Origin of the sequence: Sphingobacterium sp. CZ-UAM (assembly GCF_002000245.1) — a bacterium.
Classification (GTDB): Bacteria; Bacteroidota; Bacteroidia; order Sphingobacteriales; family Sphingobacteriaceae; genus Sphingobacterium.
Window position 1 is genome coordinate 388,335 of sequence record NZ_MTCM01000003.1, and the last position, 26,912, is coordinate 415,246.

The window sequence follows — 26,912 nt, forward strand, 5'->3', positions numbered from 1 at the left end:
AAGATATATGTATTTTATGGTACCATGCAATACATAGTACCATATAAAACAAAATAAATATAATAATACACTGATAATCAGTATAATAATTTTTTAAAATTATTTAAATTTCATTTCTGTCAGGAAATTTTTGGATATTTATCCTCATGATTAAAATCCTACTGGACTATAAATGGTGTTTTATTTGGGCCATCATAGTTATTGTTTTATGTACGCTCCCCGGAAATAATTTTGATACAGTGCCTAGCTACCCCGGCATGGATAAACTTGTTCATGCAGGTATGTTTTTCGTTTTCTGTACACTCCTGTATAACGGTGTTATACAACAATTTAGAGGAAAACCAACACGTTGGCTCCCGATTTTCGTTGTATCTTTCCTAGGCTTTTCATTTGCTGGTTTAACGGAATTACTTCAGCTTTATATTTTTACTTACCGTAGTGGTGATTGGTGGGATTTATTTGCTGATTCCGTGGGCATCGGTATGGCGGGATTTGCTTATCTATTGAACTACGTAAACAGAAGAGTTTAGAAGATTTTCTTCATGTACCAAGAATCATTTGTTAATTTTTTATAGCGCTAGAATCGACCATCGCTTCATCAAGGGCTGTCAAAGGAAATTATTGGGCACGAGCCAAAGTCGCCACCGATACCTTACATCCTAACGATTCCTGCAGCGTAAGTGTAGCCGAAACGATTGTCGCACCGGTTGTTAGCACATCATCAACAAGTAAAACATGTTCACCCAGCGGCTGTGAGAGCTGTGTACAGACAAATACATCTTCTACATTTTCATAGCGTGCTAGGCGATCTTTACCTGTTTGGGTCATGGTCGCCCGTTCACGTTTCAGAACATCTTCCCGCAAAGGAATATGCATTGCTCGAGACAGACCTCGTCCAAAATATGCCGATTGGTTATATCCTCTTTTCCTGAGTTTACTCTTGTGTAAGGGAATTGGAACAATCGCTGATAAACCGCGATATAGCTCCGATTCAAGCAGTTTGAGTCCATACTGGTAACCAAAATATTCGGCCAAAAAGGGTTGATTATTGTATTTAATCTGATAAATTAAATGCTCCACACGGCTTCCCTTTTGTAAGAGCATAAAAGAGCAAGCCTCTTCGATTGGGGCCTTCCCCCAAAGCTGCCTGGCAGTATCGTTATCCGGATAGGTATGAAAATTGGTGTAAGGCAAATGGAAATCACAGGCAATACAGATATATTTTTCCTGATATTTAAGCGCACAACCGCAGCACGCACATTCCTTGGGAAAGAATATGGCGACAAAATCGGCCAGAATATTTCGTAGATCAAATTGCATGCAGGTAACTCCCTCAGTTAAAGATACCAACAATCTTGTAAACTAGGCCTCAGAAGTTTCCTTGTCTTTATCTTTTATTGCCAATTGTCCACAAGCGGCATCAATATCTTTGCCCCGGCTTCTTCGTACATTGGTAATGATTCCTTGGCTTTTGAGGTAGTTGGCAAATACATCGATCTTATCAGCTTCCGCATTCAGGAAATCAGCAAGAGCAATTGGGTTGTACTCAATCAAATTTACTTTACAAGGCACATGCTTACAAAATTTAGCAAGCTCCTTTGCATCCTCCAATTCGTCATTGAAATTATTGAACACAATATATTCAAATGTTATTGGGCTCTTTGTCTTTGCATAAAAGTATTTCAGCGCTTCCGCCAATGCAGCTAAGGAATTCTGCTCATTGATCGGCATAATCTCATTCCGCTTTTTATCATTGGCTGCATGCAACGAAAGAGCAAGGTTAAAACGCACCTGATCATCTCCCAATTTTTTGATCATTTTCGCAATACCAGCAGTAGATACGGTAATTCGCTTGGCAGCCATATTAAGACCATCTGGAGCTGTAATACGTTCCACCGACTTCATCATATTGGCATAGTTCAACAATGGCTCACCCATGCCCATGTAGACAATATTCGTTAGCGGCTGATTGTAATTTTCCTCTGCCTGTTTACTGATTAGCACCACTTGATCATAAATTTCATCTGCATTGAGATTACGTTTTCGATCCATATAGCCCGTCGCACAAAATTTACAGGTCAGACTACAGCCAACCTGTGAACTAACACAGGCTGTCATACGTTCAGGTGCAGGTATAAGTACACCTTCTATGATATTGCCATCATAAAGCCTAAAGCTGCTTTTTATCGTCTTATCTGAACTGATTTGCGACTCCTTAACTTTGACAGCATTAATTGTAAAATTTTCCTTCAGCTTTTCCCGTAGGGGCTTGCTCAAATTACTCATTTGATCAAAATCAACACAGGATTTCTCCCATAGCCACTCGTAAATCTGTTTTGCACGAAAGCCTTGCTCACCCAACGCGGTCAGTTGATCCTTGATCTGACTCAAAGACAAACTCCTGATATCTATTATTTTACTTTTTTCAATCACGGTACAAAGATAAGAATAATTAAGTGACAAAAAATCCCGTTCTAAAGAAAATAGAACGGGACAACTGTTATGTATGTGTTTTAAAATAGGTAGATTCGCGATCCTTTAGCCATGTATGGCTTCCTTATTTCCGTAAGACTGGATCAATTTGCCCTCAAATTCCAGCCACTCTTTCCAACGTTTTTCTACGTCGACATCTACGGAATATTTCCTTGCAAAATTCAAAAATGTCGTATAATGATTTGCTTCGGAAACCATCAGATCATAATAGAACTTAGCTAGTTCTTCGTCCTTGATGTTTTGTGATAAAACCCGAAATCGCTCACAGCTACGTGCTTCGATCATTGCAGCAAATAATAGTCTGTCTATAAAAGCCATATTTCGGCTACCATCTTTTTTGGAGAATTTCATCAGCTGACCGACATAGTCATCTTTCCGTTCACGTCCCAATGTATAGCCCCGCTCTTTGATGATGTCGATAACCATCTTAAAATGTTCCATTTCTTCGATGGCTATGGCAGTCAATTCGTGTACCAAATCCTCATGCTCAGAGTTGTTTGTGATCAAGGATATTGCATTTGAAGCAGCCTTTTGCTCACACCAGGCATGATCTGTCAAAATCTCCTCCAAATTTCCTTCTGCGATATTTGCCCATCGCGGATCTGTCAACAACTTAAGTCCAAGCATCTTACTATCTAAAAATAATTACCTGACAAAGGTAGGTAATATCTCTGCTTAAAAAAAATGATAATGCGCTCTTTTAGCTATCTTTATTAAGTACCGCCCTAATTTTAGGCGCGATTTTTTCGCCATAGATCTCAATAGACCGCAACATTTCTTTATGTCCGGGTGCGCCAACATCCATATGTGCAGAAAAACGGGTCAGTCCAAATTTCTCGTGAATCTCCAAAATTTTATCAACGGCATATTCTGCATCACCAACGATAAGGTGCCCCCGCGAAGATCTGCCAAAGTCATATTGTGTCTTTTGATAGGGTGGCCATCCGCGACTTGCTCCGATGCGATTCATCTGTGCTGAGTAGATCGGATAATAATAGTCCGCGATCTGCGCACTGTTATCACCAAAAAAGGCATGCATGTGAACACCAACTTGAAATTTTGACATATCGTGTCCATTATCCTCATAAGCTTGGCGATACATCTCAAATAGATGGTCAAAACTTTCATACATTCCCCCAATAATTGCGAACATGACAGGTAAACCTAATTTTCCGGCACGGATAACAGATGAAGTGGTCCCCCCTACTGCAACCCAAATTGGCAAAGATCCATTCTTTGGTCGTGGAAAAATTTCCTGATTGATCAAAGGAGCTCTAAAATTTCCACGCCAAGTTACTGGATTCTGTTTATTCAACCGAAGTAGTAGTTCCAATTTCTCCTCAAACAAATCCGCATAATCCTTCAAATCATATCCAAATAGCGGAAATGACTCAATAAACGAGCCCCTACCTGCCATAAGCTCTGCCCGACCGTCGGACAACAAATCAACTGTTGCAAAATCTTGAAACAATTTGACCGGATCAGCCGAGCTCAATACCGAAACAGCACTACCCAACTTGATGTTTTGGGTCACTGTAGAAGCCGCCGCCAGTATAATTTCGGGAGCAGCAACAGCATAATCTTCCCGATGGTGCTCGCCGATACCAAAGAAATCCAACCCAACCTGATCCATCAGTTTGATTTCTTCAATAATTTCTTTCATTCTATCCTGTGCAGCCTGGATCTGACCTGTAGCGGGATCTATCCTGGAGTCACCAAACATTCCTATTCCTAATTCCATATGTCTTCTCTATTTAAAAACTAATTCAAAAATAGTAGGTCTTTTTATCAATTTATTTGATCTAGGATAAGAAATACTAAAAAAGAGACAGCGTTGTCTGAACCACTTTATCTGCATTACCACTAAAATGGTGTCCGCCTGAAAGATATTTCTTGTTAAAGTTTTTCAAGCGAATCTTCTCTACCGGAAATTCGGCCTCATCATCTCCCAGAACAATGCTCGTTTTAATCCCTTCTATCCGATTAATCTCGGCAACAACGTCAAGGCTACGTTTGGTACTACTCCGCCCCAAGATATCGGCGATATGAATCTCCAAATCTGTGGACACTGAGGGTTCCAACAGTACGATGCTTCGTACATTTTTCTTTACTAAGGGATCGATACGGTTTATGATAAAAGGCACTGCATCCGCTCCAAAAGAATAGCCCACAATAAAAAGCTGCTGGTTCTGTCTTGCCAAAATAAGGTTTTTGAGTGTATTCGAAATATCCGCGGCGATATCCTTGGCGGTCTTTTTCTTCCAAAAATAGTTCTTGGAGTCAATAGCAGCCACAGCGTACCCCGCATCAGCAATCAACTGACATACCTTATTTGAAAAAGAATTGAATCCACCATCTCCACTCAAGTAAAGCACCAGAGGTAATACTGCTTTATTATTCCAATATTTCATTTCGATCAAACGTTGTTGGGCGAGGACATGAAATGCCATGCAACCAATGATAAATAAAACGGTCAACTTCTTCATAGGATCAGTAATACTTGCTGAATAAGGCTCCAAAGTATATTAATCATTAGGTTTCATCACCTTAACTAATGCAACAGGGAGCTGTATCAGATCAAAATCATTATCAAAGATAAGATATTTGTTTTCCCAAAAGGTCGCATACTTCTCTTTAAAATCGCGCAAACTATGATAATGTTTGAAGTTTCCCAACCGTGTGGAAGCAAATTTCATAATCTTTTCTGCCGGACTATCTGTTGTTTCCAACCCCGTCATGGGAACCATTCCCATATTCAAATAGCTATAATTTTGGGCTTTTGCGTAGCTGATCATCTCAACTATTAACGCATCCATACTGCCGCCCGGTGCTTCCAGTGACTTTCGGATCATATCATAAGTACATTCATCCTTGGCATAGTCAGGAATAATATTCAGAAAGGCCACGATTTTGTCACTATCATTTTTAAGGACAATAATATCCTGTTCGACGAGCGTTTCGGCATTGAACATCCCTTGGGAAAAGACCATTTCTTTTTTATCAAATTCCTTCAACCATTCGTCAGAAATGGCCTTAAGCTCATCCAACGTCTCTAGTTGCTGCGGCGCTTTCAATACTGCTGTGGTAAACCCTTTTTTCTGAATTGCATTAAGTCCATTACGCAGTGATTTACGGTCTTTCCCCTCCAGTGTAAATCTCTCTAATTCCAAAACAGCCTCTTGGCCGATCGTTATCTTCTGTTTGCGAAGCGATGAGAAATGAACCAGACTATTTTCATCAACCCGATAATAAATAGCTTTTAATCCATTTGCATAACAATACCGATCAAACTCCTCAACCAGTTCTTCTTTATCGCCTTGTTCACAGACTGGCTCATCCAATACAATTGCAAATTCATTTGCTAGTCGATACGCTGTAAAACCCTCTGAAATCTCAGAGAAAAAAAGAACTTTGTCCTTCCCCAATTTGAAAAAATCCATCGGTGACTGCCCAAATTCCTCCAACAGCTGTTGTGCCCGTTCTAGTTCAGACTTACTTGAATCCTCGTCGGCAATCAAACGCGGGCGCGCCAGCGCATAGATAAGCAGAAACCAACAGAAAACCCCTAAAACTTGTGTAATCCGCAGGAATTCCTGTCCGAAATTGGTATGTGGCATCAGATCATCATCAGCGAATAACAGGAAACTTTTTACGGTATGATAAATAGACTGGCGCCAAGTAAACTCAACACCAAAATGTTGTTTATCAATAAAGTAAAAGCTCAATATTTCAAACAAACAGACCCCGATCAATCCGACAGCAAAGGTTACGAATCCGATTCTTACCCAGCGAATATTACTTTTAATCGGATACTGTTTATAACTAATCCCCAAAAAGATAAGGGTCAACAGGGCTACTGATGCTTCCTCATAGTCCAATGCTTTAAACACATGTCCAAATAAAGAAAGCGCACTAAACACAACAGCTATCCAAAATGCCACGCGAAAACCTTTGATCAAATATGCTGAGGTAACCAACAAGCCTACTCCCAGAACAAATACCATAAACTTTGATGCATGGATAGCTTCGAGAGGTAAATAAAACCGGTCTAGCTTCATGCGATCTGCCAATGGAGGTGTCAATACCGAAACAATGTTGACCATACCCAAAAAGAAGATCAGCAAGGCTGGTCCTACACGTGCTAATAGTTGCCTACCGCGCCAAGAGAAAGCAATCAATCCTAACAATAAGGGCAGCCAGAATTCGAATACCCGATAAAGAATGGTTATACCCAAACCTTCGGCCTGGCCGTAACCGTATGCTTTGAAGATATATAACATGGTTAGTTCCACCGCCCCCAATCCCCGCAAAAAGGGCGATACAATCATCAAAACCACCGAAACCGTATAGGCGATAGCTGCAGCTTCAAAGGAATGATCCAAGCCCAAAGCATACATACTGACAAAAGCATGTGCTATCCCACAGCACTCCACAACGATTGAAGCCAATACCGTCCCTAAGAGATATTTCATCTTCACCTCTCCAGAGAATATCTCGTCTATATTGGAGGCAACAGCCGGAAACTTTAACTCCATCCACCGATAGATTCCTTTATGCGTACGAAAAGACCATACCAACCAAAACACAACGGCCAAAAGCACTCCCAAAATCAGTAATGAAATCCAAGCATCTCCAAAATTTTTATTGTCCCAAATGGTATATAATATCACGGGGACTCCGATCAGAAAAACGGTTAGTAGTCCCACATAACCATAGATGGCACCAGCCTGATGAATCTGTGTCGTATTTAGATTTCTCTTGCGCAACTGCGTGGTGGTATAGGCGAGTGAACTAATACCACCTGCTGGGAGGAATACACTGAGCAGGTTTCTTTTTAAGAATAGATCTATGGCAATTTTTAAATTAATCGAAAGACCAATAGCTTTAAAACTCTGCACATACATCAATCCTTGCAACAAGACATAGAGGAGAGTAATACCGATACCGATCGAAACCCAAGTCAGATCTGCTGCCTTCAACTGCGGAATAATGGCGGCCAGCTCTTTTCTTTCATTTCTAAAAAAAACAAAGGCTAACAAAATGACCAAAACAGCTATTAGCTCTTTCCAATAGGTTTTTGGCGAAAAATGTTGAATGTGCTGAACAATAGTCTTGCCCATATTATCGTTTATTGTATAATAACCAACCGTATTATAAACACGAAATAAAGCTAATCGTTTGAAAATGATAAATTGTTAAGTTTTCATCAATTCTTTTGGCATTAATCAGTAATTTTCATCCATGAAAGAGAAAAGGGTTTTGTTCGTCGGACTGGTATGGCCGGAGCCAACATCATCGGCTGCGGGTTTTCGGATGATGCAATTGATCGAGACATTCATTGACCGTTCTTATCAAATTACATTTGCTTCCGCTGCAGCAAAGTCTCCTTACAGTGCGGCATTGAAACCTCTCGGTGTTGATGAACAACCCATTGTATTAAACAGTGACAGCTTTGACGGATTTATCGCAGAACTAAAACCTGACATAGTAGTCTTTGACCGTTTTATGGTGGAGGAACAATATGGTTGGCGGGTGGCTCAGCAATGTCCTGATTCCCTTCGGATACTTGATACCGAAGATCTCCATTTCTTAAGGCAGGCACGTCAAAACTGTATCAAAAACAAGGGCAATTTTTCCTTTGAGGAATTATTTAACGACACCGCAAAAAGAGAAATTGCATCGATATTACGATGCGATTTATCCTTAATCATCTCGGAGTCTGAAATGAAAATTCTAACTGAAGTGTTCCGTATCTCACCGGATATACTCTATTACCTACCTTTTCTTGAAAATGAAATTACGGCTGCGGAAATTAATGCATGGAAGCCGTTCGAAGAGCGAAAAGACCTGCTGTTTATTGGCAACTTCATCCATGAGCCTAACTGGCATACTGTACAATATCTAAAAACTGCAATTTGGCCGGTTCTCCGAAAAATGCTTCCGAAAGTAGAATTACATATTTATGGGGCGTATCCTACGCAAAAAGTGCTCCAACTGCATAACCCCAAAGAGAACTTTCATATTAAGGGGCGAGCGGAGTCAGCCAAGGACACCATGTCCAATTACAGACTATTGATTGCTCCGATCCAATTTGGAGCAGGGGTGAAAGGCAAATTTATCGATGCCATGCATAGTGGTACACCCTCTGTTACAACGTCCATTGGTGCCGAAGCTATGAAGGGCAATCTACCCTGGAATGGCTTTATCGAAGATGACCCTGAAACATTCTGCATAAAATCAATGGAACTGTATAACGATAAAGACATCTGGAAAACAGCCCAGATCCAGGGCACTCGTATCATTAACGAGCGTTATGAAAAACGAAAATACCAAGCGGATTTCATGACTAATCTATCTTTAATTAAAGTACAGCTAGGTAAACATCGGCAGCAAAATTTTATTAGCCAAATCCTCCTGCATCACACTGTACAGAGCACAAAATATATGTCGTTATGGATTGCTGAAAAAAACAAGCAATAATTTATTCAAGCTCCCGCCACCAAGGGGAATATACAGTATCCAGTTTATTCAGATGAACAAGTTCTCCTATCTTTGGGGTAATAAGTTTACTATGTTCCCTTTGAGCCGTTTCGTAAAACTTCTCCATCGGTTCCTTCCATCCGTGCATGGCCAGGGCGAATTTTGAAGAGTGAACGGGCAGTGTGGCTTTTGCTTGCAGGTCTTTTGTTTCAAGACCCCATTCTTCGGGCAGCGAATGGATATAATGCCATGCATCATTATACTGCCCGTTCTCCAAAATAGCCAGATCAAATGGACCAAACCGTTCACCGATTGTCTTAAAGTGTTTTCCATAACCACTATCGCCCCCTAAAAATAAATTATAGTTCGCAGTCTTCAGTACAAAGGATGTCCAAAGGGTATTGTTTCGAGTGAATCTACGGCCGGAAAAATGCCTTGCAGGAGTAAAAGTTACCTTAAAATCAGGCACAAGGTGTATTTGATCATACCAGTCGCCTTCGATAATCTGCTCTGGTTTATAACCCCAGGATTCGAAATGCGCACCTACCCCTAAGCCGCAGATAACCTGACCGACTTTCTCTCGCAATTTTGTTATGGTCTCATAATCAAGATGATCATAGTGATCATGGGAAATAAATAGATAATCTATTGGGGGGAAGTCTGCTGCAGTGTAATCCACAGCGATTTTAAATGCTTTGTTACTCCCCGGAACGGGCGAGGCGTTTTCGCTGAATACAGGGTCTACAAGCAATAATTTACCATCAATCTTCAGCAGGTAGGATGAATGGCCAAACCAAACCAGAATATCTTGTAACGGCAGGTTTTTTAGATCGCATTTCATGGCTGGTAATGCCCCCAATGGCTTCAGCCCCGGTTTTTTATTAAAAAGAAAGTCCCACATTAAAGACACAATGTTTACATCACTCTTTAGGGATGGAGTTACCTCAAGATTATGAAATACACCATTTCTGAAATTAGGCGATTGTTTCATCCGCTCCAATCGCGCACCTTTAAAGCTTCCGCCAAACATCGGATGGAAAAAATAATAGAGCACACCACTGACCAAGACAATCAATAGCATCCCCAAAATAATCCATCCAACGTTTTTCATTTTAGAAACTATTCTTCCACATCATGGATTCGACAGGACGGATAGTCTTGCCATTATATTTTGCATTACCCTTTGTATTGTAAAACGTCTCTATATCGCCTTCTACAGCAAAATAAATTAATTGACCGATTGGCATACCTGCATAGACTCTGACGGGTTGTGCAACAGATATCTCCAATGTCCATGTATTGCAAAAGCCCACATCACCTTTACCTGCTGTTGCATGGATATCAATTCCCAGACGGCCAGTACTCGATTTTCCTTCCAAAAAAGGAACATGTTTGTGTGTTTCTGTATATTCCAGCGTAACGCCTAAATATAGGGTATTAGGTTCCAATACAAAACCTTCTTCTGGGATTTCAAAATGGTTAATTTCATTATGCTTTTTGGCATCCAATACGCGATCCGCATAAGTCGCCAAATATTTACCCAAATGCACATCGTAGGAATTTGTTCCTAAGCACTTACGATCAAATGGTTGAATGACAATACTGCCATTTTCAATCTCTTCAAGAATTCTTTTATCCGATAAAATCATGTGTATCAAGATAGCAAGAGCATCAGGCCATGCTATATAAATTCAAAAATACGGTTCTCACACAAATTTTTACGCTATTTTTTTATTAAAAAAACAAACCCATCAATTTTTCAGATTGCTCAACATCGAGTGTACAATAATTTGCGATTTGTTTTTTAAATTTGGGTATGAGTCTAGTGTATTTACGTGAAATAGATAGCCAAACCAAATTTGCCATTTGGCGGATTGAGGAATCGGACGAGGATTTATTGTCCAAACTTCAGTTGGATGAGCGTGAGAAGGCCAAATTAAGCTCATTTAACAAGGGTAAGCGACGCTTGCATTGGCTGGCTACACGTGTGTTGTTGCGGACGTTATTGAATACTTCGCGTTATATTGACTGTCCTTCCGATCCTAATGGTAAGCCTTATCTTGCCAATTTCCCGCAGAAGATATCACTTTCACACTCTTTTGACTATGCCGCAGCAATGATAAGTACGGAAGGGGAAGTAGGTATAGATATGGAAATCATCAAGACGAAAGTTGAACGTATCGAACATAAGTTTCTCAAACCCGTTGAACTTGCTTTTATTACGCAGAGCGATACGCGATATGAGCAGTTATATGCCTGCTGGTGCGCAAAAGAAGCAATCTATAAACTTCAGGGAAATTCAGGGGTTTCTTTCTTAAACAACATGACCATACAACCTTTCGAATACCAAAAACAAGGTGTCTTAAAACTTGAGCTCGACAGCCACCTCGATCGGCATACTTTTGAGGTACATTATGAAAAATTCAATGAATATATGCTTGCATATGCTGTTGGCTAAGGTCACTTAAAAAAATAATTTTTCTCAATTTCAGCGAATTAGCGACATAAGCGCAGTTTTTTTTTGTGCTTATTGAAAAAGCTTCTATATTTGCAGCATCACAAAGGAAATGGCCCGTTCGTCTAGGGGTTAGGACGCAAGATTTTCATTCTTGAAACAGGGGTTCGATTCCCCTACGGGCTACTTAAAAAAACAAAAAATCCTGCAAATCAAAATTGCGGGATTTTTTGTTTTAACTTCTACAGTGTCTCATTTTTCTATTCTCGCCTCCACTTTTAAACAAGACGCATAAAAATCAATAAGGACTCAGGAACCATTTATTCAATGTAACCATACGATATTGATTAACCAATAGAGGTTATTGCTCAGCATATTCTTTCTAAAAGAAATAGGGCTGTTCGAAAAAAATCGAACAACCCTACAATAATCTACCTATTGATAATACGATAAATATCAGATATCGCTACAAACCTTTTACATATACTTCAGCAATAGCGGATGAAGGTGGACGGTTACTCTCGGTAACAATACATTTCAAATAACGAGCTTTCGTCGTCGGAATATTGGTCATAAGTGTATGTTTTGGATTATTTGTACCAAAGTCAACTTTACCAACTGGAATATAGGTCTTATTATCGGTGCTGACCTCAAATAATACCGTTTTCAGATCGTTGTTTGCTCTTCTTATAAGCTCAATTGCCATCATTTCGTGTTCTTTACCCAGGTCGATGATTAAGAAATGTGGTAGTGGCGGTTCTCCCCCCATCCAAATGTTATGCCAGTAGGTATCCACGTTGCCATCCAGAATATTTTCTTTTTCACCCCCGCCGATCCATTCCGAAGAAGCCTGAATAACCTTCCACCCTGTACGGGCAATATCTGGTGGTTGAAATGAAACAGGAACCAGTATCGTCGATGCCTCTGGATTAATACTATTTTTTGAAACAGATTTGATCCGCAAAGGCAATGCATATTCGCCAAATAAGTTTGTGGTTCCACTAACAAGTCCTTTCCTGATAATCGTAAATTCGAAGCTTCCCTTATTTTTCTTGGCTTCAATTTTATAGGGCATCTGTGATAACTGATAGGCTGTCTTTGGGAGCAATTTCAATCGTTTTTCCTTTTCTTCCTCCTTTATCGTGGCATTATAAGCCTCTAAAGCTGCTGGATATTCCTCGATTTCATAATCGAGATCCCATCGATTGGGATAATTTGTTGTAACCACCGCTTCCCCTTTTACCTGTTCCGCACCTGTCGGTGTCAATTTGACCAGATCAAGTTGTAGCCCCGGCGAGATAAACTCCAAAAAGGGATCCTTAACAATAGGTATGAGCAAAACTGCCCCCATCTCCGGTTTAAGTGATTTTAACAAATCTCCCTCCGACGCAATGCGGCAGGGAAGCGCATATTGTTCTTTATATTTTCCCTGTAAGGCCTTTATCTTGTGACTGTCGAAGACAAAATGTACATCTCGTTGTGTATCTTTTTCTCCAAATACCAAAGCAGAATTGCCTATTGTATAACAATCCATAGGAAGCAGCTTATAATTCGTCCCCTCCTTTGCATTGTAATCTGCCAGATAAGCTTCGTCAATCTGAAAATTTACTGTTGTAGCTTTCTGTCCAATACCCGCCTTAATTATTGTCACATTGTAATCAAATTTCCCCCAATCAAATACGGTTATCTTATTCTCTTTATAGTCGCGGATATATATGGTATCGTCTACCATATTATTCATCCGGTCATCCTTCTGACACCCATTCATTAGAAGTAGTGCAAATAGAAAAACACAATAGAATATATAATTTCTCATCACCTTCAGTTTTAATAAATAACTACCATCCATAATTTTGTGTAATATGAATCATTTCACTCAGCTGCTTTTGTTGTATCGGGAAGAAATAATGCTTAGGCTGGAACGACCGTTTGCCAGGAAATACATCCTTCGTCCTTTCCCATGAAGATTCATAGTTTGTTGCAGCTACATTACGTGTATAGTAAGGTTCATTCATTTCCTGCTCCGCTGTCATCCAAGTCCTTAAGTCTAAGTAGCGATGTCCCTCAAATGCGAGCTCCACCATACGTTCTTTCCGAAGAAGTGTTCTGAGCATTTCTTTATCGCCCAATACTTCGGGGTAGGCTACCTCTAAATTATTTAAGCCACTACGTTGACGAACGAGATTGACATATTTTAAGGCCTCGGCTTCATTCCGATTTGGCTTTTCATTACATGCCTCTGCATAGTTGAGGTATATCTCTGCAAGCCGATAATAAGGCCAAGCAAATTGTCCCCAATTTCCAGCTTCAATGTCATTGGTCGGGTCGCTCATTCTCCGCCAGAGGTAGCCCGACTTTACGCAGTCTCCTGTTTTTGTATAAGATGAAGTACCGCCTTCAAAAAATGTTACCTGTCTAGGCTGAGGCTTCGGGTTTGTCCAATACATACCACTGGCTAGAATGGATGCATAGAATCTTGCATCCCGTCCAACACAGCTATTATGAGCTTTAAATGCAGCAAAATTATCCAAAGGATGAACATAATTGTCCGTGAAGCCAGCCTCTTTGTACCCTGATTTTTCATCAATAACCGGTTGTCCATTGGCCCCATACCCTATAACCGGATAACGTCCTGAACTCGCCATTGGATATGCATCAACCAGCTTAAGTGAAGGAGCATACCCTCCGTAACCTATAGTCACCACTTTTGGAGGAGCCGTGCGTACATTATAATTAAATCCATCATCTGACCAACGTCCCCATATTACTTCAGAGTTCCATTTATCAAAATAAATCCCCATATACGATTTTATTGCGTGACGAAATGGATCTTTTTCTTTGGTATCCACATATAAGGAATAAAGATTCAAATCAATGACATCCTTAGCTGCTTTTGCCGCGAGTTCCCATTTATTAGCGTCCGCTATCTGGGGGAAAAGAAATTCGCTGTCTTTATTTTTCAAGCCAACATATAGCTTTGCGCCATTAAATAAAGGTCGAGCCATGTACAATAAAAGTTCTGCCTTCGCCGCCATTACAGCGCCTTTGGTTATACGACCATACCATGCCTGATCTGTAATTTCCAGTGGTAATACAGCCGTTGCCTTGTCAAATTCGGAGAGAATAAAATCTACATTGGCCTGTAACGGCATGCGATCTACAGTCTTTGGATCAATTTTATCATCTGCAGCGCGATCTCCCCAGACAAATACAGGACCATATCGTCTAAGCAATAAATAATAAAAGTATGCTCTTAGAAAACGAGCCTCCGCTTTCATTGTGCTTTTTACAGATTCGCTCAATTCTACATTTTTATCAACATTATTGATAAAAACAGTCGCCTGGTTGATCCCTTTATAGTTATGTTCCCAGGTTGCATAATCAGTTGTTGTTACACCCCAAGTGCCATTAGCAAAATTAAGCCAGGGTACCCATGAGACCCACGAGAATAGCGCTTCATCACTAAGCGGAACATTTCCACCTTCACTATAGAACATATCATGTTCTAGGGGCAGATAGCCATATACCTGAGCAAGGTACTGTTCAGTCGTCTTACGTTTGTTAAAGACTTCGTCGAGTGTCATTTGATTTTCCAAATCAACATCAAGGTATTTGCTGCAGGCACTGAAAAACACTGATAGCAAAAGGCAAGACAGGAAGTATAAATATTTTTTCATCGTTTCTTTTATTAAAGTGTTACACTTAAACCAATATTAAATACACGCATTTGAGGGTAACTACTTCCAGAAACCGTTTCCAGTTCGGGATCCCACATCTTGAACTTACTGAATGTAAACACATTCACTCCCTGCGCATAGAGTCGTACAACTGACATTTTCCATTTTTGAGTCCATTGTCTAGGCAGAGTATATCCAAATTCTAAATTCTTTAAGCGCATAAAGCTCATATTCCGTTGCCATAAAGTAGATGGTCTTGAGTTATTTGCAATATTAAATGACAATCGCGGATAAGCTGCATTTGGATTTGGATTATCGGCACTCCAGCGGTTATCTGCCACATCAGCATAAATTTGTCCATATCCCCAAATATTTCCTGTTTGTCCGTATAAAGGACCTCCAGCTATAATTCGAGTTATTTGACCCACACCATGAAAGAAAGCAGCGAGGTCAAAGCCTCTCCAGGAGACACTTGCCCCAAACCCATAATTCAATTGTGGCATTTCAGTGTCACCGATTGCTACCATATCTTCATCTGTGATTTCTCCATCACCATTGATATCTCTATATTTCACATCACCGGGGCGTATAACGTCACCATACCGCTGAATTGGACTATGTGCAATTTCCTCTTCGGATTCAAAAAGCCCCAAAGCAATCAGGCCTCGCTGCTGTCCCCAACGTTGCCCTACCTCCGATAAATATGGCCATCTTGGAGTAGGTTTGTCGTCGAATAGTTTTTTATTTCTGTTATACGTAATATTACCCCTAGCCTGTATACCCAGTTCTCCTTGTTGATGATTAAATTCAAAAGAGCCTTCAATACCTTTATTTTCCATTTGACCGATATTGACATAAGGTTTTACATTAATACCTACAATCGAAGGGACGCTTTCCTGAACGATATAAATCCCGTCTCTTTTCTCCGCAAAATAATCCGCCTGAATCGTCAGTTTGTTGAATAGTCCTAATTCCAGACCAATATTTCGTTTTAAAGCGCTTTCCCAAGCTACAAGCGGATTCCCTGGATAACCCGTAGCGATCCCCTGAATCCAGTTTTTCCCGCCAATACCAAAAGAATAAGCTCCTTCCAACTTCATCTCGGAATTGTAAGCAAATCGACGGCTTCCCCCAATCTTATCACTACCGATCCGACCGATAGATCCCCGTAACTTCATAAAATTGACAACAGGTAATAAGGGCTGAAAGAAATTTTCATTACTCAGAATATAACCTAAAGCCAAGGAAGGGAAAAAACCAAAACGTTTCTTTGGAGCAAAATTTTCGGAACCATTATAACCAAAGTTGCCCTCAATAAAATAAAGATCCTGATAGGAATAGGTCAGACGAGAGGCAATACCTGTATTCCGATAAGGGAAAGCGGCGATGTAATCATTACTAGGAAAGTTATTCGTCCGTTCGCGCATAGAAAAAAGAAATAGTCCGCCTACTCTATGCTTTCCACCATATAACTGATCATACATTAGCGAACTTTCGAAGTTGGTCGCTCTTTCACCCGAATGCCAATCTGCCAAACTTAAATAATCACTGCCATTGCCATTATCCTTTAAAATCAGGTTCCCCTCACTGTCTCTGGGATTGGCCTTATCAACATAATAGGTTGTCGGGCTCTTCCTTTTATCCAATGTAGAAGAATTTTTAGCGTCCCATGAAAATTTAACATTCGCTTTTAGTCCAGGTGTTATCAATTCAGAAAAGTCCTGTGTTACCCCGATCAAGGATTGCGCGTTATTCCAAAAGTCTTTTGAAAAGCCCGTTGTATTAAGGGCATAATATGGATTATTCCCGCCTTGAGGCTGAGCATAAGCACCATTAGAAAATTGGATTGGAGTCGCTACTGGCGTTGTGTGTAATACCATCTCGTACATTCGCCAAAGGTCTACCCCCAGTCTATTTTTTGTTTCGTACTGGTTTGAAAGATTTAAATTTACCTCTGTGGAACGAGAAAGTCTAATATCTACATTTGAACGAAAATTGATCCGATCAAAGTTTACCGAAGGATCATAGTTTGATGTCCTCCTAGGCTGAAAGATACCATTTTCCTTCATATAAGAGCCCGACACATAATATTTAATGAAATCACCACCTCCAGTAACATTTACATTCAATCGTTCGTTGGAAGTCCTTTTCTTGAATATCTCTTGCATCCAATCCACATTAGGATAGACATCTGGATCCACTTTGTTCACATACTTGTCAATTTCCTCCTGAGAAAGTTGAATTTTGCCCGAAGCTTCGTAGTTGATATCATTATAATAATCCAGCCACTGTGCAGCATTGGCTAATTTAGGTAAAACTCCAGGCTGCAATATACCTCGTTCGATACGTGCATTGATAAGTGGTTTATCGCTCTTCTTACCTCTCTTTGTTGTAATAAGTACGATTCCATTTGCCCCCCGCACCCCATAAACGGCCGTTGCTGTTGCATCTTTTAGAATGGAAAAGGACTCCACATCTTCGGGATCCACAAGGTCCATGGGCCGTTCGATACCATCTACTAAGATCAATGGGCCAGTGCTTTCGCCGAAGCTCGCTACTCCCCGAATCCAGAAAGATGTACCTGATCCGGGTTCTCCAGAACCCTGTACAGTGACCACCCCAGCCATCTGTCCGGCTAAAGCACTACTGATTTTTGCGACTGGGGTCTTCAATTGCTTTGGCGAGACCGAGGATATTGCGCCTATTACACTGAGTTTTCGTTGTTTTCCATAAGCGACAACTACCGCCTCCTCCAAATCACTTACCGCCGTCACTAAGGTAATGTCGATTTGGTTGGAACTACCTATTGTATGTTCAATTGACTGGTAGCCCACCAAGGAAAATATAAGTATTTTGTGCTGATCTTCTACCTCTAGGGTATATCGCCCTTGTGCATCGGTTTTTGTAGCTACATTTGTCCCCTTGACCGCAACGGTGACGCTCTCCAATGCATTTCCCTTTGCATCTGAAACGACCCCGGTAATCTTTTTTTTCTGTAACCGAGCGACATTTAGTGGCAGGGTAGACGATGATGGTTTTGCAACGATCAAAACCGTATTCAGATTTAGCTCATAAGTAAGGCTTCTTTCGTTCAAAAACTCGTGCAGGACTTCCTTAAAGTTTCTATTCTTTACTTTAATGGTCACCCGCTTCTGTTTATTGACTAATTTATTATTGTACAAGAATTCGTACCCCGTTTGTTTTTGAATCTCATCCAGGACATCCACCAAATGTCCGTTTTTTATATCCAAGGTTACTTGTTGACCAAAACTAGCTGCATGGACATGCACCATGGAGATAATGAGGATTAGTATACATACTTTCATCCTGATAAATGCTTTTACAAAGAATTTCTGTTTAAAAAAGCAACTTTTGCTATTCCTTTTATACATTTGTATAGGTTTGGTGTTAAATGGTTTATAATTCAATTAGGTCTATTTAATTGCTAAGCATCGATCGGGAGTGTTGCGAGCACTTCCGATTACATTTAGCTTCTCATATCGCATTGTCACATAACAAGGACCCTCCCATCCTGAATTTTAAATTTATAATTGGATGTCTTTTCGAGCTGCTTGAGTAAATCTGAAAGCTTCTTGGTTCTTTTCATCATAGCAGTAAATGTGTCAGTTGAAGTAGATTGTATTTTGATCTCCTTGATATCATACCATTCTTTTACTTTTTGAAGCACCGTTTCTATATCATCCTCCGTAAAGCGGAAAAAACCATCACGCCAGGCCAAGATCTCTTTTAGATCAGCCTGCTTCAACACGATATGCTGCTGTTGCGGATCTGATTCCGCTTGCATACCTGGGGCTAGAATTTTATGGTTGCTGCCCAAGCTCACCTCTACTTTACCTTTAATCAAAGTCGTGAGGGTCTTGGTCTTGGTTAAATCGGATGACACATTAAACTGTGTTCCCAGGACTTTAATCCGTGTTTGCTTTGTTTCCACAATAAAGGGCTTAACAGGGTCATGCGCAACATCAAAATAGGCCTCACCATCTAGGAAAACTATTCTATTGGCTGTCTCAAAATGTAAAGGGTAAGTAAGACTGGATCCGGAATTCAAATGTACCTTTGTTCCATCAATCAGTTGTAAGGTCAAAGCATTTCCTTTGGGACTATGAAATGTCCGTTTTTCAGAACCACGCCCACTATGTTTCAGCTGATATAACAATGTTCCATCGTTGTCCCTGATAATAGTCAAATTGCCTTTTTCCAATGATTCGGGATTATCGGCGGAAATCGAGTATTGTTCACCTGTAGACAGAGTAACTATGGGTGCACTCCCATCAGGAAGAGCGATCTCATTCGTTAAAACCTTTTTGGGATGTGTAAGCGGCGCCGATTCACGCTTTACAAAGTATACAATTGAAAAACAAAAAATAACAACAGCAGCGGCTAAACTACCCCACTTGACATAGTTTGTTCTATCTCTTCCACTGTATGCTGATTCTTCTTTGCCTTCTTTAATACGATGGGAAAGCTGTTCAGCTACCCTGTCCTTGTTAAATAGTTCTGAACGAACGGGGATCTTCTCTTCCAAGCTTTCAAACAGAGATGAAAACTGGGATTCATCCAGACCATCTAATTTATCTAACATCTCTTTTAACTCAGTCCGCGAGATTGTATTTCGGAAATAATTGGTCAGCAAATAGCGTAGTCTTTCTTCTTGCATGGTCAAATTGGTTCGTACTTTCTAAGTTTATTTTAGGCAGTACACCACAAAATCAAAAAAGGACTACATGAAATATTCTTTTTTTAAAAAAAATAAAAAAATAGGGATAATAACAGGTTTCTTCCAGATCGGGCCTGTTTCAGGGATTTCGACGCTCGGGCAAGATGATTTTTTACCGTGTTTTTAGAAAGGTTTAGTTCCTCAGCTATTTGTTGACAGGGAACTCCATCGACCCTACTCAAGGTAAATATAAGTTTTTGTTGAGCCGGTAATTGGGAAAGGTAACTCTCAATTTCCTCGGACAGCTCTTTTCGTTCGACCACCCGATCTGCGGTTTCGGATTGACTGTCGATGTGATATGCCAATAGTTCAAAAGCAGCATGCGAGCGCTTAATACTCCTTAGTTTGTTAAAGCACTCTCTTTTGGTCAAAACATATAGAAATGGCCAAAGATCAACATCTTGTCTTATGCTCATACGATTGGTCCACAGCTTAACAAACACTTCCTGCACGATATCCTCGCTCCAACCGGTATCTTTCAACAAATGAAAGGAAACATCAAAGATTCGATCTGCATACAGCCGGTAAAACTGTAGCAAAGCGGCCTCACTTCCCATAGCAAGACCCTGAATCAAATTCGCTTCATTAAATTCTTTTTTCATAACCCGAGCCCCCTGCTCTTCAGTATTATTGGTCGTTTTTCTTTTCCGGTAAAAAATCAGTTTATTGAAACAATCTAGCAATGATTTCAATAGCACTTTTTTTTCATTTAAAGTTTCATATTCTCATAAAAATAAATTGTATGCGCATCAGCTTGTATATTAAACTTTTGGTTTCGTTTAAGTCCTGCAACGCCCGTTTTTTTTAATTTAACTTATTGATATACAGGTTTTAAAAAAATCAAACTAATAAATAGCACCGGGAGCAGCTTTTTCTTGCAATTCTTTATAGTGTAAAATCTGCTGCAATACCTCAGGATTTTCGATAACTTTTGGTGCAAATTTCGAGCTCTTCATGTAAGTGAGTATGGATTGCAACATCTGATTTGCGACAGGTCGCTGGTCCAAATCAGTCGCGAGATCAAATGAGGCTACCATCAGTTTGCCATTCCCCACTGCCCCCTCAAATAGTGAAGCTAATTTTCTATTGTTTGCAAAATTATCGATCATCTCGACAAGGGTTTCGCCGCCTTTGATCTGATCCATCAACATTGTTGTCGATTTGATCTGTAAGTCCCACCATTGCCAGTCGGTATGTCCTGCTGTCGGAAAATCAGCAAATACTGGGTGTTTTGGATTACAGAGCAATCCCATTGTCCCAGCCTGCTTCGGAAAATGTACCGGGCTCCAAAATACTGGAACAAACTTGCCTTCAATACCTGTAATTTTTTTCCAGTCAGGATTTAAAAGGACCTTTTTACCTGCCTGCAACAGCCGTAAAGCTTCGTCCAGCTCTCTTGTATAGCTTACATCCGCAAAATCAATTTGATTTTCTTTTGGATACACCCATATATTCCAATGATTTTCAAAGCTGGTACTCTTTAGATTAATATGAACTGTCAACTTTTTGGCCTGTTGTATTGCCTGCAGCGGCACTTCAAAGCGACCTACATTCCCATTGTATCCCTGGCGGACGACGGTTTGAAAGTGACCTTTTGCAATAATTTTTGTATCATCTTTCATAGACCACTCAACCAATTGATTGTTCAATGTTGCAGCACCATAATTGCTGATGTCTAACATCCCCACAAATACTTCGTCATTGGTATATACTGCTTTCGAGAATTGGAGTAAGGGTACTACCGGTGCACAAAACTGTCTAAATTCAGCTGCCGAAAGAATATTCTTACTATCCCAAAAAGCATCTAACAAGCCCACCAAAGCCGTTCCCTGTCCCGGGAAATCGTGGAGATCCAAGAGTTGATAGCCGCTGATACCCGGTGTTTTTAGGGCCCGTTCCAGCTCTTCTTTATACAGAATTGCTGCCAGCTTGCCTGAAGACATGGTATATGCCTTCGCTTTATGCAATAAACCCTTACGTCTCAGATCTTCGGCTACAGCCATAAAGTTTAACGGCTTTAAAACACCTGTATACTTTTTGATCTCCTCTAAATTGGGATAAACAGCATATTGTCCAATTTCATGCGTAACCACAGGAATCGAAACGCCATCCAATGAAGCGCTATAATTTTTATTAAAGACAGGAGGTTCACTATTAAAGACCCCCTGCCCTCTCACCCATCCCTTTGCCGTCCATTGCGTAATCAAAAAATCGTCAAAGGGTTCGCCGACAATTCCATGTCCTTGCTGAAAAGTAAATGATGTTGCCGTATATAGATGTCTCTTATCTTTCTCTTTTAGATTTTTTACCAGTGCGTTAAGGGCATCGAAATCGCCACTCAGCTCATTTCCCATACTCCAAAAGCAAAACGATGGATGATTGCCATATTGCCTGATCATCTTATCAGCTTCCTCATATAAAAAACCCAGCACCGCATCATCCTTACCGGCATTATTTTCCCAGATAGGCAATTCGACTTGAAGATAGAACCCCATTTCGTCAGCTACAGCAAAAGCAGCTTCCGGAGGGCACCAAGAGTGGAACCGCAAATGGTTGAGTCCCCATTGCTTTGCTGTCAAAAATACCTTCTTCCATCCAGGTTTGTCCATTGGGGGATGCCCTGTCAATGGAAAAATGCTGCATTCCAAGGTCCCCCGAAGAAACAGAGGCTGCCCATTGATTTTCATCACTGTTCCCTCCCTTGACAATTCACGCATACCAAATGATGTACTCATCACATTGACTCCCTCACCCGATTGGCACACTACTTCTGCATCATAGAGATTTGGTGAAAATTCGCTCCATGACCGGATATTTGCGCCCAGATCATAGCTTAATTGTATGGTGGAATCACCTGGGGCTAATAAAACCTCCTTTTCCATTGTCGGAAGATACTTGCTATCACTCTTAAATTTGGCTCTTATCCGGAGTGTACTATTGGTATTTCTTTGTGTTTTATTCGAAAGTACTACCTGCAGGTCTACACGTTTTGCTGTCAACACCGGAAAAGTACTTACTTGTTTGATATGAACTCGATCCATCGCTTCAATGTACATCGAACCGAGTATCCCGTTCCACATAATCTGGGTATGGTCGGTGTAAGCATGTGCCATATTATCGACGCTGATTGCCAACTTCTTGCTATTATCAATGCGAATAGTCAGACGATGTTTTTTTCCAGCCTTTAAAAAAGAGCTTAAATCAAATTCATGTGAACCTACAAGACTGCGCTGTTTTTGCGGAACTTCTATTCCGTCAACCCAGACATTGGACTCCCATATAATCCGCTCCAGTTTCAGGATCATTTCTTTACCCGCCCAGCCTTGCGGAACAAACACATCCTTGCTATACCAAGCTGCCCCCACATACCGATGTTTCCTTGTCAGATGTGAAAGTTGAGGCTTCGCGAGCGCAGGTGTCAAGCTATTTGCTATGCCTAGTCCAGCATCGTCCGTTGTCCCCGGTAACTTAATGGCTGTTGTGAAAGATCTGTTAGTCCATCCATTCTTCATGCCCGTATCCTCTGGATCAAGCTGTACGCTCCATTCTCCAGCCAGATCAAGCTGATTTTTCTCTCCGGTTGCCAAAACATAGTAGCTCTGTAGGAGAAGAAGTAATAAAATGAGATAACGATGCATAACTGTAATTAATTATTTAGGGTAACTTCCGCTATAAATGAACGCAGTATGGATAAACAGCCCTGATGGTTTGGTTCAAGCTCCCGTACCTGCATGAGGTATCCCTTAGCGAGCTCCAGGTCCCCTTTGCCTAGATAACCTAAGCCCATTACATATAGGCAATGAATCTTGTTTTTATAATCGAGATCATCCTCCCAAATATCCATATCCGGCAATGAAACCGCGAAATAATCGATTTTAAAAGATTTGTTCAGAAAGGTTTTTCCATGATCAATTAGACTTTGGAAACATTGCTCAGCTCTCTCTTCCTCTTTAAGTTCAAACCAAGCCAGTCCCTGAAAAAAGATCTTGTCGGGTTGTGGATCATTATAAAAAAGAGCCTGTTGGGGTTCCTGAGTTCCCTGCGTAGCTTTGATGAGATAGGCGGTTGCCTCCCCCTCATTTCCCAACGAACGGTGTGCAAGACCTTTGTAATAATAAATATCGTTCTCTTCCATTGTAATCAGTTTACCCTCACCAAGATTATGCGGATAGCTATCAATGGCTGTTAACAGGGCCAAGGCACCCTTTGGATCATTGGCTTTTAATCTTTCTTTTGCCAGTTCCAGATGACAGATTGTATATTGACGGGACACTTTCCCTTCTCCGCCTTCCCACGGTTTAAACTGTCGCGAAGCCAGTAATTGTCGAGCCTCTTCGTATCGCCCCAACAGATTGAAAAGTGTAATCCGTTCCAAGAAAAGATCATCTCGGCTGACAACAAGATCTGCATAGCGATCCAATAGCGTCAGTCTTTCCGTATAATTGTATCCTTGTTTCTTATAGAGCTGGTGAAGTTCCATCAACAAACGTGCATCTGTTTCATCCAATGCAAATGCTTTTTCAAGCAAAACAACAGCCTCCGCCTTTCGGTTCATTCGATTATAATAGGCCAGAGCCAGATTCCGAAAAACGGTAGGGAATTGTTGATCCAATCGTATTGCCTGTTCCCAGCAGTCAACCGCATCTTGATGTTGTCTCTTGCCGTACCATAGATTCCCCAGGTAGTAATATGCTTTTGCATCGTCATTATTGTGCAGGATTGCATCCTGAAGTATAACGATCTCTTCCAAGCGATTTGGAAAGCAATAAGTCGGGTCCATGATACGAGCTTTGTCATAATAGGCTTTTGCTTGATCATTTTGCCCGATGCAAGCGTTAAAATAGCCCAGCGCATAATAGATCATTGGATATACTGTTTGCGGGTCATCGATTGTTTTTTCCAATAACTGGATAGCTTCTTCATACAGACCTGCCTGAGCAAAATCCAACGCATATTCCACCACACTCTGCACATTGACTTGACATAAATCGAGAATAGGCGATAATATAACTTCGTCCTTTGTCTGAAGGTACCATTCAAATTGACACCCCATATTAAATGGATCTATTTCCAGCGAATTTTTAATGTAACCCAGCGCTTCATCTACCCGTCCCAATTTTCTTAAAATCGAAGCTTTTAATTGCCGGGCTTTATGATGCTTCCAGTTTCGGTTTATTGAACGGTCTATTTTTTCCAGAGCAACATCCCACTGTCCACGTGTTGCATCTATTTGTGCGAGGCCAAAATAACCGGCATCCTGCCAGGCAGCATTCCAGGTTGCCTTGTAAAAAGCGGCATAGGCAACTTCCAGTTCACCGGATAATTGTAAAGCTAAGCCTAGATTATAATAGGCCTCGCCATCGTAAGGATTTGGATTACGTTCGGTAAGTCGCACAATAGCGGTACGGAAATAGGGGATGGATTCGGCTATCTTTCCATTCCGCAATAAAAGAGCACCCATTGCATTATTACATCGTACATCATTCGGATCCCGTCGCAATGCCTCAAGATAGTAATCCATTGGGTTATAGGTAGCATGCCGGTATTGCTCAAGATGCTGCCCTGTCAGGAACAATTCCTCCATGGACTGAACGTCCTCTGGTATTGACGCAGCTTGAGCCGGTTCTGGAATATCTGTGATATCTTTTTGTTTCTCCAATTGATAATGTAGCATTTCATTTTGATCATTATCATAAACCGAAAGGATCAGTTCCAATGGATCACTCTGCAAATCGGAAACAGTTTGTTTATAAATATCACGGGGGGAACAATCAATCTTTTCCTCCAGATAAATTCGTCCTTGCTTATCTCTCAGAACAATATTAAGTCCATTAAATACAGCTGTTGCATATAGAATAATGTCGGCTCGCTGCTGATGGACCTCCATATTGAGGACAAGATCTTTCGTTGCATTCTTCACATGACCAACAGCCGCGTAGGGCATAAAATATTGCGACCATGATTTCACTTCATAGGGTTGTAGCCAGGCAAAATCGGGTTGATTGTCGGTGTAAACTCCCGCCATTAATTCGATATATGGGCCATTTTCGTCCGTCAGATTCCGGTCCCAGGCTAAACCAAAATCACCGTTACCCCATGTCCATTGTTTCTTTCCCGGAGAAATGTGGTGATCCGCAACATGCAACATTCCCGCATTGGTATCTCCGGCTTCGTAACCGCCCACAAAATTATATTTTGATTGAATGGCCATATAAGATGTAGGAACAGGAATATTCTTGTATTGTGCAATATCGACTCCTGCGGAATAATCGTATTTATAATAAGTTCCTGTCGCAATCGGGAATGTTGAGACTTCTCTTTTTCCATGATCAAACACGGCGTTTACATCGGGTGGAAAAACAGAATAATAGTCATCATTGACGACAACAGCTGGATTGGCCCACCAAAGAAAGGTCTGTGGTAAAGCTGTGCGGTTGTAGACCTGCACTTTTATTTCAATAAAGGCTTTGTCGGGATAAAGTGTAAATCCCTGCATCGCCTTCATCCGAAACATCCGTTCGATTTCATTGCACCATACGGTCACACTGCCATCTGCATTATGCTCAATTAAATATTCTGTCGGCATAAAGGTCGTCGGCCGGTGATGCTGAGGCCAGTTAAATTCGATCCCGCCAGAAATCCAGGGGCCGGTAAGTCCTACCAGCGCTGGCTTTATCACCTCATTATAATAAACAAAATGCCGTTCTCTGACTTTATCATAGGCCATATGGATCCTTCCCCCGAGTTCAGGCAGAATCATCACTTTGATATATTCATTTTCAATAAATAGTGCCTGATAGATCTTATCCTGTTTCTCATCACTAATTTTTTCAATAATGGGATAAGGATATACCACACCGGAGCTACCTTGATATACACGTTTTTCAGCAAAAATCGGATTTTTTTCCATTGTACCAACCCCATAGGTCGGTATCGCCACAGGTTCTTCCCAAACTTTTACGATGCCGCTCTGATCGACTGTAGATTTAATCAGGTAACGTGTCAATTCTGTCATGTTTAAATAGCTATTAGGTTATATACTGTAAGTTGATTCATTTAATAAAAGCGA

At 40.8% G+C, this 26,912-nt stretch carries 18 protein-coding genes and 1 tRNA gene; 4 read left to right on the forward strand and 15 right to left on the reverse strand.

What is annotated here, in order from left to right:
* The first annotated feature begins 146 nt into the window (after positions 1–146).
* On the forward strand, positions 147–530 hold the full coding sequence (locus BWD42_RS15445) for a VanZ family protein (protein ID WP_077437284.1): 384 nt from the start codon (positions 147–149) through the stop codon (positions 528–530).
* 88 nt (positions 531–618) lie between these two features.
* On the opposite strand, the gene BWD42_RS15450 is transcribed toward BWD42_RS15445, so the two are convergent.
* The 6 genes from BWD42_RS15450 to BWD42_RS15475 form a co-directional block, all read right to left on the reverse strand.
* The gene (locus tag BWD42_RS15450) at positions 619–1,320 is read right to left on the reverse strand and encodes a ComF family protein (protein WP_077437285.1); all 702 of its coding nucleotides are present in this window, start codon (positions 1,318–1,320) and stop codon (positions 619–621) included.
* A gap of 42 nt (positions 1,321–1,362) precedes the next feature.
* Complete coding sequence (rlmN, locus tag BWD42_RS15455) at positions 1,363–2,463, reverse strand: 23S rRNA (adenine(2503)-C(2))-methyltransferase RlmN (RefSeq protein WP_410528291.1); 1,101 nt, start codon at positions 2,461–2,463, stop codon at positions 1,363–1,365.
* A 75-nt stretch (positions 2,464–2,538) separates the two neighbouring features.
* Complete coding sequence (locus BWD42_RS15460; RefSeq protein WP_077437286.1) at positions 2,539–3,120, reverse strand: tRNA-(ms[2]io[6]A)-hydroxylase; 582 nt, start codon at positions 3,118–3,120, stop codon at positions 2,539–2,541.
* Between the two features lie 73 nt (positions 3,121–3,193).
* On the reverse strand, positions 3,194–4,234 hold the full coding sequence (locus BWD42_RS15465; RefSeq protein WP_077437287.1) for an Atu2307/SP_0267 family LLM class monooxygenase: 1,041 nt from the start codon (positions 4,232–4,234) through the stop codon (positions 3,194–3,196).
* A 76-nt stretch (positions 4,235–4,310) separates the two neighbouring features.
* Positions 4,311–4,943 carry a virulence factor gene (locus tag BWD42_RS15470; RefSeq protein WP_217700082.1) on the reverse strand — a complete coding sequence of 211 codons (633 nt, stop codon included), beginning with the start codon at positions 4,941–4,943 and terminating at the stop codon, positions 4,311–4,313.
* Between the two features lie 75 nt (positions 4,944–5,018).
* Entirely contained in the window at positions 5,019–7,613 is a 2,595-nt protein-coding gene (locus tag BWD42_RS15475) for a flippase-like domain-containing protein (RefSeq protein ID WP_077437289.1), read from the reverse strand.
* A 121-nt stretch (positions 7,614–7,734) separates the two neighbouring features.
* On the opposite strand from BWD42_RS15475, the gene BWD42_RS15480 reads away from it, so the two are divergent.
* On the forward strand, positions 7,735–8,973 hold the full coding sequence (locus BWD42_RS15480; RefSeq protein ID WP_077437290.1) for a glycosyltransferase: 1,239 nt from the start codon (positions 7,735–7,737) through the stop codon (positions 8,971–8,973).
* 1 nt (position 8,974) lies between these two features.
* On the opposite strand, the gene BWD42_RS15485 is transcribed toward BWD42_RS15480, so the two are convergent.
* Both BWD42_RS15485 and dcd read right to left on the reverse strand, forming a co-directional pair.
* Positions 8,975–10,084 carry an MBL fold metallo-hydrolase gene (locus BWD42_RS15485; protein WP_077437291.1) on the reverse strand — a complete coding sequence of 370 codons (1,110 nt, stop codon included), beginning with the start codon at positions 10,082–10,084 and terminating at the stop codon, positions 8,975–8,977.
* Between the two features lies 1 nt (position 10,085).
* Entirely contained in the window at positions 10,086–10,622 is a 537-nt protein-coding gene (dcd, locus tag BWD42_RS15490) for a dCTP deaminase (protein ID WP_077437292.1), read from the reverse strand.
* A 167-nt stretch (positions 10,623–10,789) separates the two neighbouring features.
* Here dcd and BWD42_RS15495 point away from each other — a divergent pair, with 167 nt between their 5' ends.
* Positions 10,790–11,431, forward strand: coding sequence for a 4'-phosphopantetheinyl transferase family protein (locus BWD42_RS15495; RefSeq protein ID WP_077437293.1), 642 nt, complete (start codon positions 10,790–10,792; stop codon positions 11,429–11,431).
* Positions 11,432–11,542: 111 nt separating this feature from the next.
* Positions 11,543–11,614, forward strand: a tRNA-Glu gene (locus tag BWD42_RS15500).
* 280 nt (positions 11,615–11,894) lie between these two features.
* Here the strand turns inward: BWD42_RS15500 and BWD42_RS15505 are convergent.
* From BWD42_RS15505 to BWD42_RS15535, 7 genes are all read right to left on the reverse strand, one after another.
* A complete protein-coding gene (locus tag BWD42_RS15505) occupies positions 11,895–13,244 on the reverse strand; it encodes a BT_3987 domain-containing protein (protein WP_175992072.1) in 1,350 nt (449 codons plus the stop codon).
* Between the two features lie 22 nt (positions 13,245–13,266).
* Entirely contained in the window at positions 13,267–15,105 is a 1,839-nt protein-coding gene (locus BWD42_RS15510) for a RagB/SusD family nutrient uptake outer membrane protein (RefSeq protein ID WP_077437295.1), read from the reverse strand.
* An 11-nt stretch (positions 15,106–15,116) separates the two neighbouring features.
* Complete coding sequence (locus BWD42_RS15515; RefSeq protein ID WP_077437388.1) at positions 15,117–18,431, reverse strand: TonB-dependent receptor; 3,315 nt, start codon at positions 18,429–18,431, stop codon at positions 15,117–15,119.
* Between the two features lie 182 nt (positions 18,432–18,613).
* Entirely contained in the window at positions 18,614–19,783 is a 1,170-nt protein-coding gene (locus tag BWD42_RS15520; protein ID WP_077437296.1) for a FecR family protein, read from the reverse strand.
* A gap of 83 nt (positions 19,784–19,866) precedes the next feature.
* On the reverse strand, positions 19,867–20,445 hold the full coding sequence (locus tag BWD42_RS15525) for an RNA polymerase sigma factor (RefSeq protein ID WP_139351179.1): 579 nt from the start codon (positions 20,443–20,445) through the stop codon (positions 19,867–19,869).
* Between the two features lie 243 nt (positions 20,446–20,688).
* The gene (locus BWD42_RS15530; RefSeq protein ID WP_077437298.1) at positions 20,689–23,481 is read right to left on the reverse strand and encodes a glycoside hydrolase family 2; all 2,793 of its coding nucleotides are present in this window, start codon (positions 23,479–23,481) and stop codon (positions 20,689–20,691) included.
* An 8-nt stretch (positions 23,482–23,489) separates the two neighbouring features.
* Complete coding sequence (locus tag BWD42_RS15535) at positions 23,490–26,858, reverse strand: DUF5107 domain-containing protein (RefSeq protein WP_077437299.1); 3,369 nt, start codon at positions 26,856–26,858, stop codon at positions 23,490–23,492.
* Between the last annotated feature and the right edge of the window lie 54 nt (positions 26,859–26,912).

Bases quoted from the DNA above. Each gene is read 5' to 3' on its own strand.
- BWD42_RS15445 (WP_077437284.1), top strand. From the start codon at position 147: ATGATTAAAATCCTACTGGACTATAAATGGTGTTTTATTTGGGCCATC.
- BWD42_RS15450 (WP_077437285.1), bottom strand. From the start codon at position 1,320: ATGCAATTTGATCTACGAAATATTCTGGCCGATTTTGTCGCCATATTC.
- BWD42_RS15460 (WP_077437286.1), bottom strand. From the start codon at position 3,120: ATGCTTGGACTTAAGTTGTTGACAGATCCGCGATGGGCAAATATCGCA.
- BWD42_RS15465 (WP_077437287.1), bottom strand. From the start codon at position 4,234: ATGGAATTAGGAATAGGAATGTTTGGTGACTCCAGGATAGATCCCGCT.
- BWD42_RS15470 (WP_217700082.1), bottom strand. From the start codon at position 4,943: ATGGCATTTCATGTCCTCGCCCAACAACGTTTGATCGAAATGAAATAT.
- BWD42_RS15475 (WP_077437289.1), bottom strand. From the start codon at position 7,613: ATGGGCAAGACTATTGTTCAGCACATTCAACATTTTTCGCCAAAAACC.
- BWD42_RS15480 (WP_077437290.1), top strand. From the start codon at position 7,735: ATGAAAGAGAAAAGGGTTTTGTTCGTCGGACTGGTATGGCCGGAGCCA.
- BWD42_RS15485 (WP_077437291.1), bottom strand. From the start codon at position 10,084: ATGAAAAACGTTGGATGGATTATTTTGGGGATGCTATTGATTGTCTTG.
- dcd (WP_077437292.1), bottom strand. From the start codon at position 10,622: ATGATTTTATCGGATAAAAGAATTCTTGAAGAGATTGAAAATGGCAGT.
- BWD42_RS15495 (WP_077437293.1), top strand. From the start codon at position 10,790: ATGAGTCTAGTGTATTTACGTGAAATAGATAGCCAAACCAAATTTGCC.
- BWD42_RS15505 (WP_175992072.1), bottom strand. From the start codon at position 13,244: ATGAGAAATTATATATTCTATTGTGTTTTTCTATTTGCACTACTTCTA.
- BWD42_RS15510 (WP_077437295.1), bottom strand. From the start codon at position 15,105: ATGAAAAAATATTTATACTTCCTGTCTTGCCTTTTGCTATCAGTGTTT.
- BWD42_RS15515 (WP_077437388.1), bottom strand. From the start codon at position 18,431: ATGAAAGTATGTATACTAATCCTCATTATCTCCATGGTGCATGTCCAT.
- BWD42_RS15520 (WP_077437296.1), bottom strand. From the start codon at position 19,783: ATGCAAGAAGAAAGACTACGCTATTTGCTGACCAATTATTTCCGAAAT.
- BWD42_RS15525 (WP_139351179.1), bottom strand. From the start codon at position 20,445: ATGAAAAAAGAATTTAATGAAGCGAATTTGATTCAGGGTCTTGCTATG.
- BWD42_RS15530 (WP_077437298.1), bottom strand. From the start codon at position 23,481: ATGCATCGTTATCTCATTTTATTACTTCTTCTCCTACAGAGCTACTAT.
- BWD42_RS15535 (WP_077437299.1), bottom strand. From the start codon at position 26,858: ATGACAGAATTGACACGTTACCTGATTAAATCTACAGTCGATCAGAGC.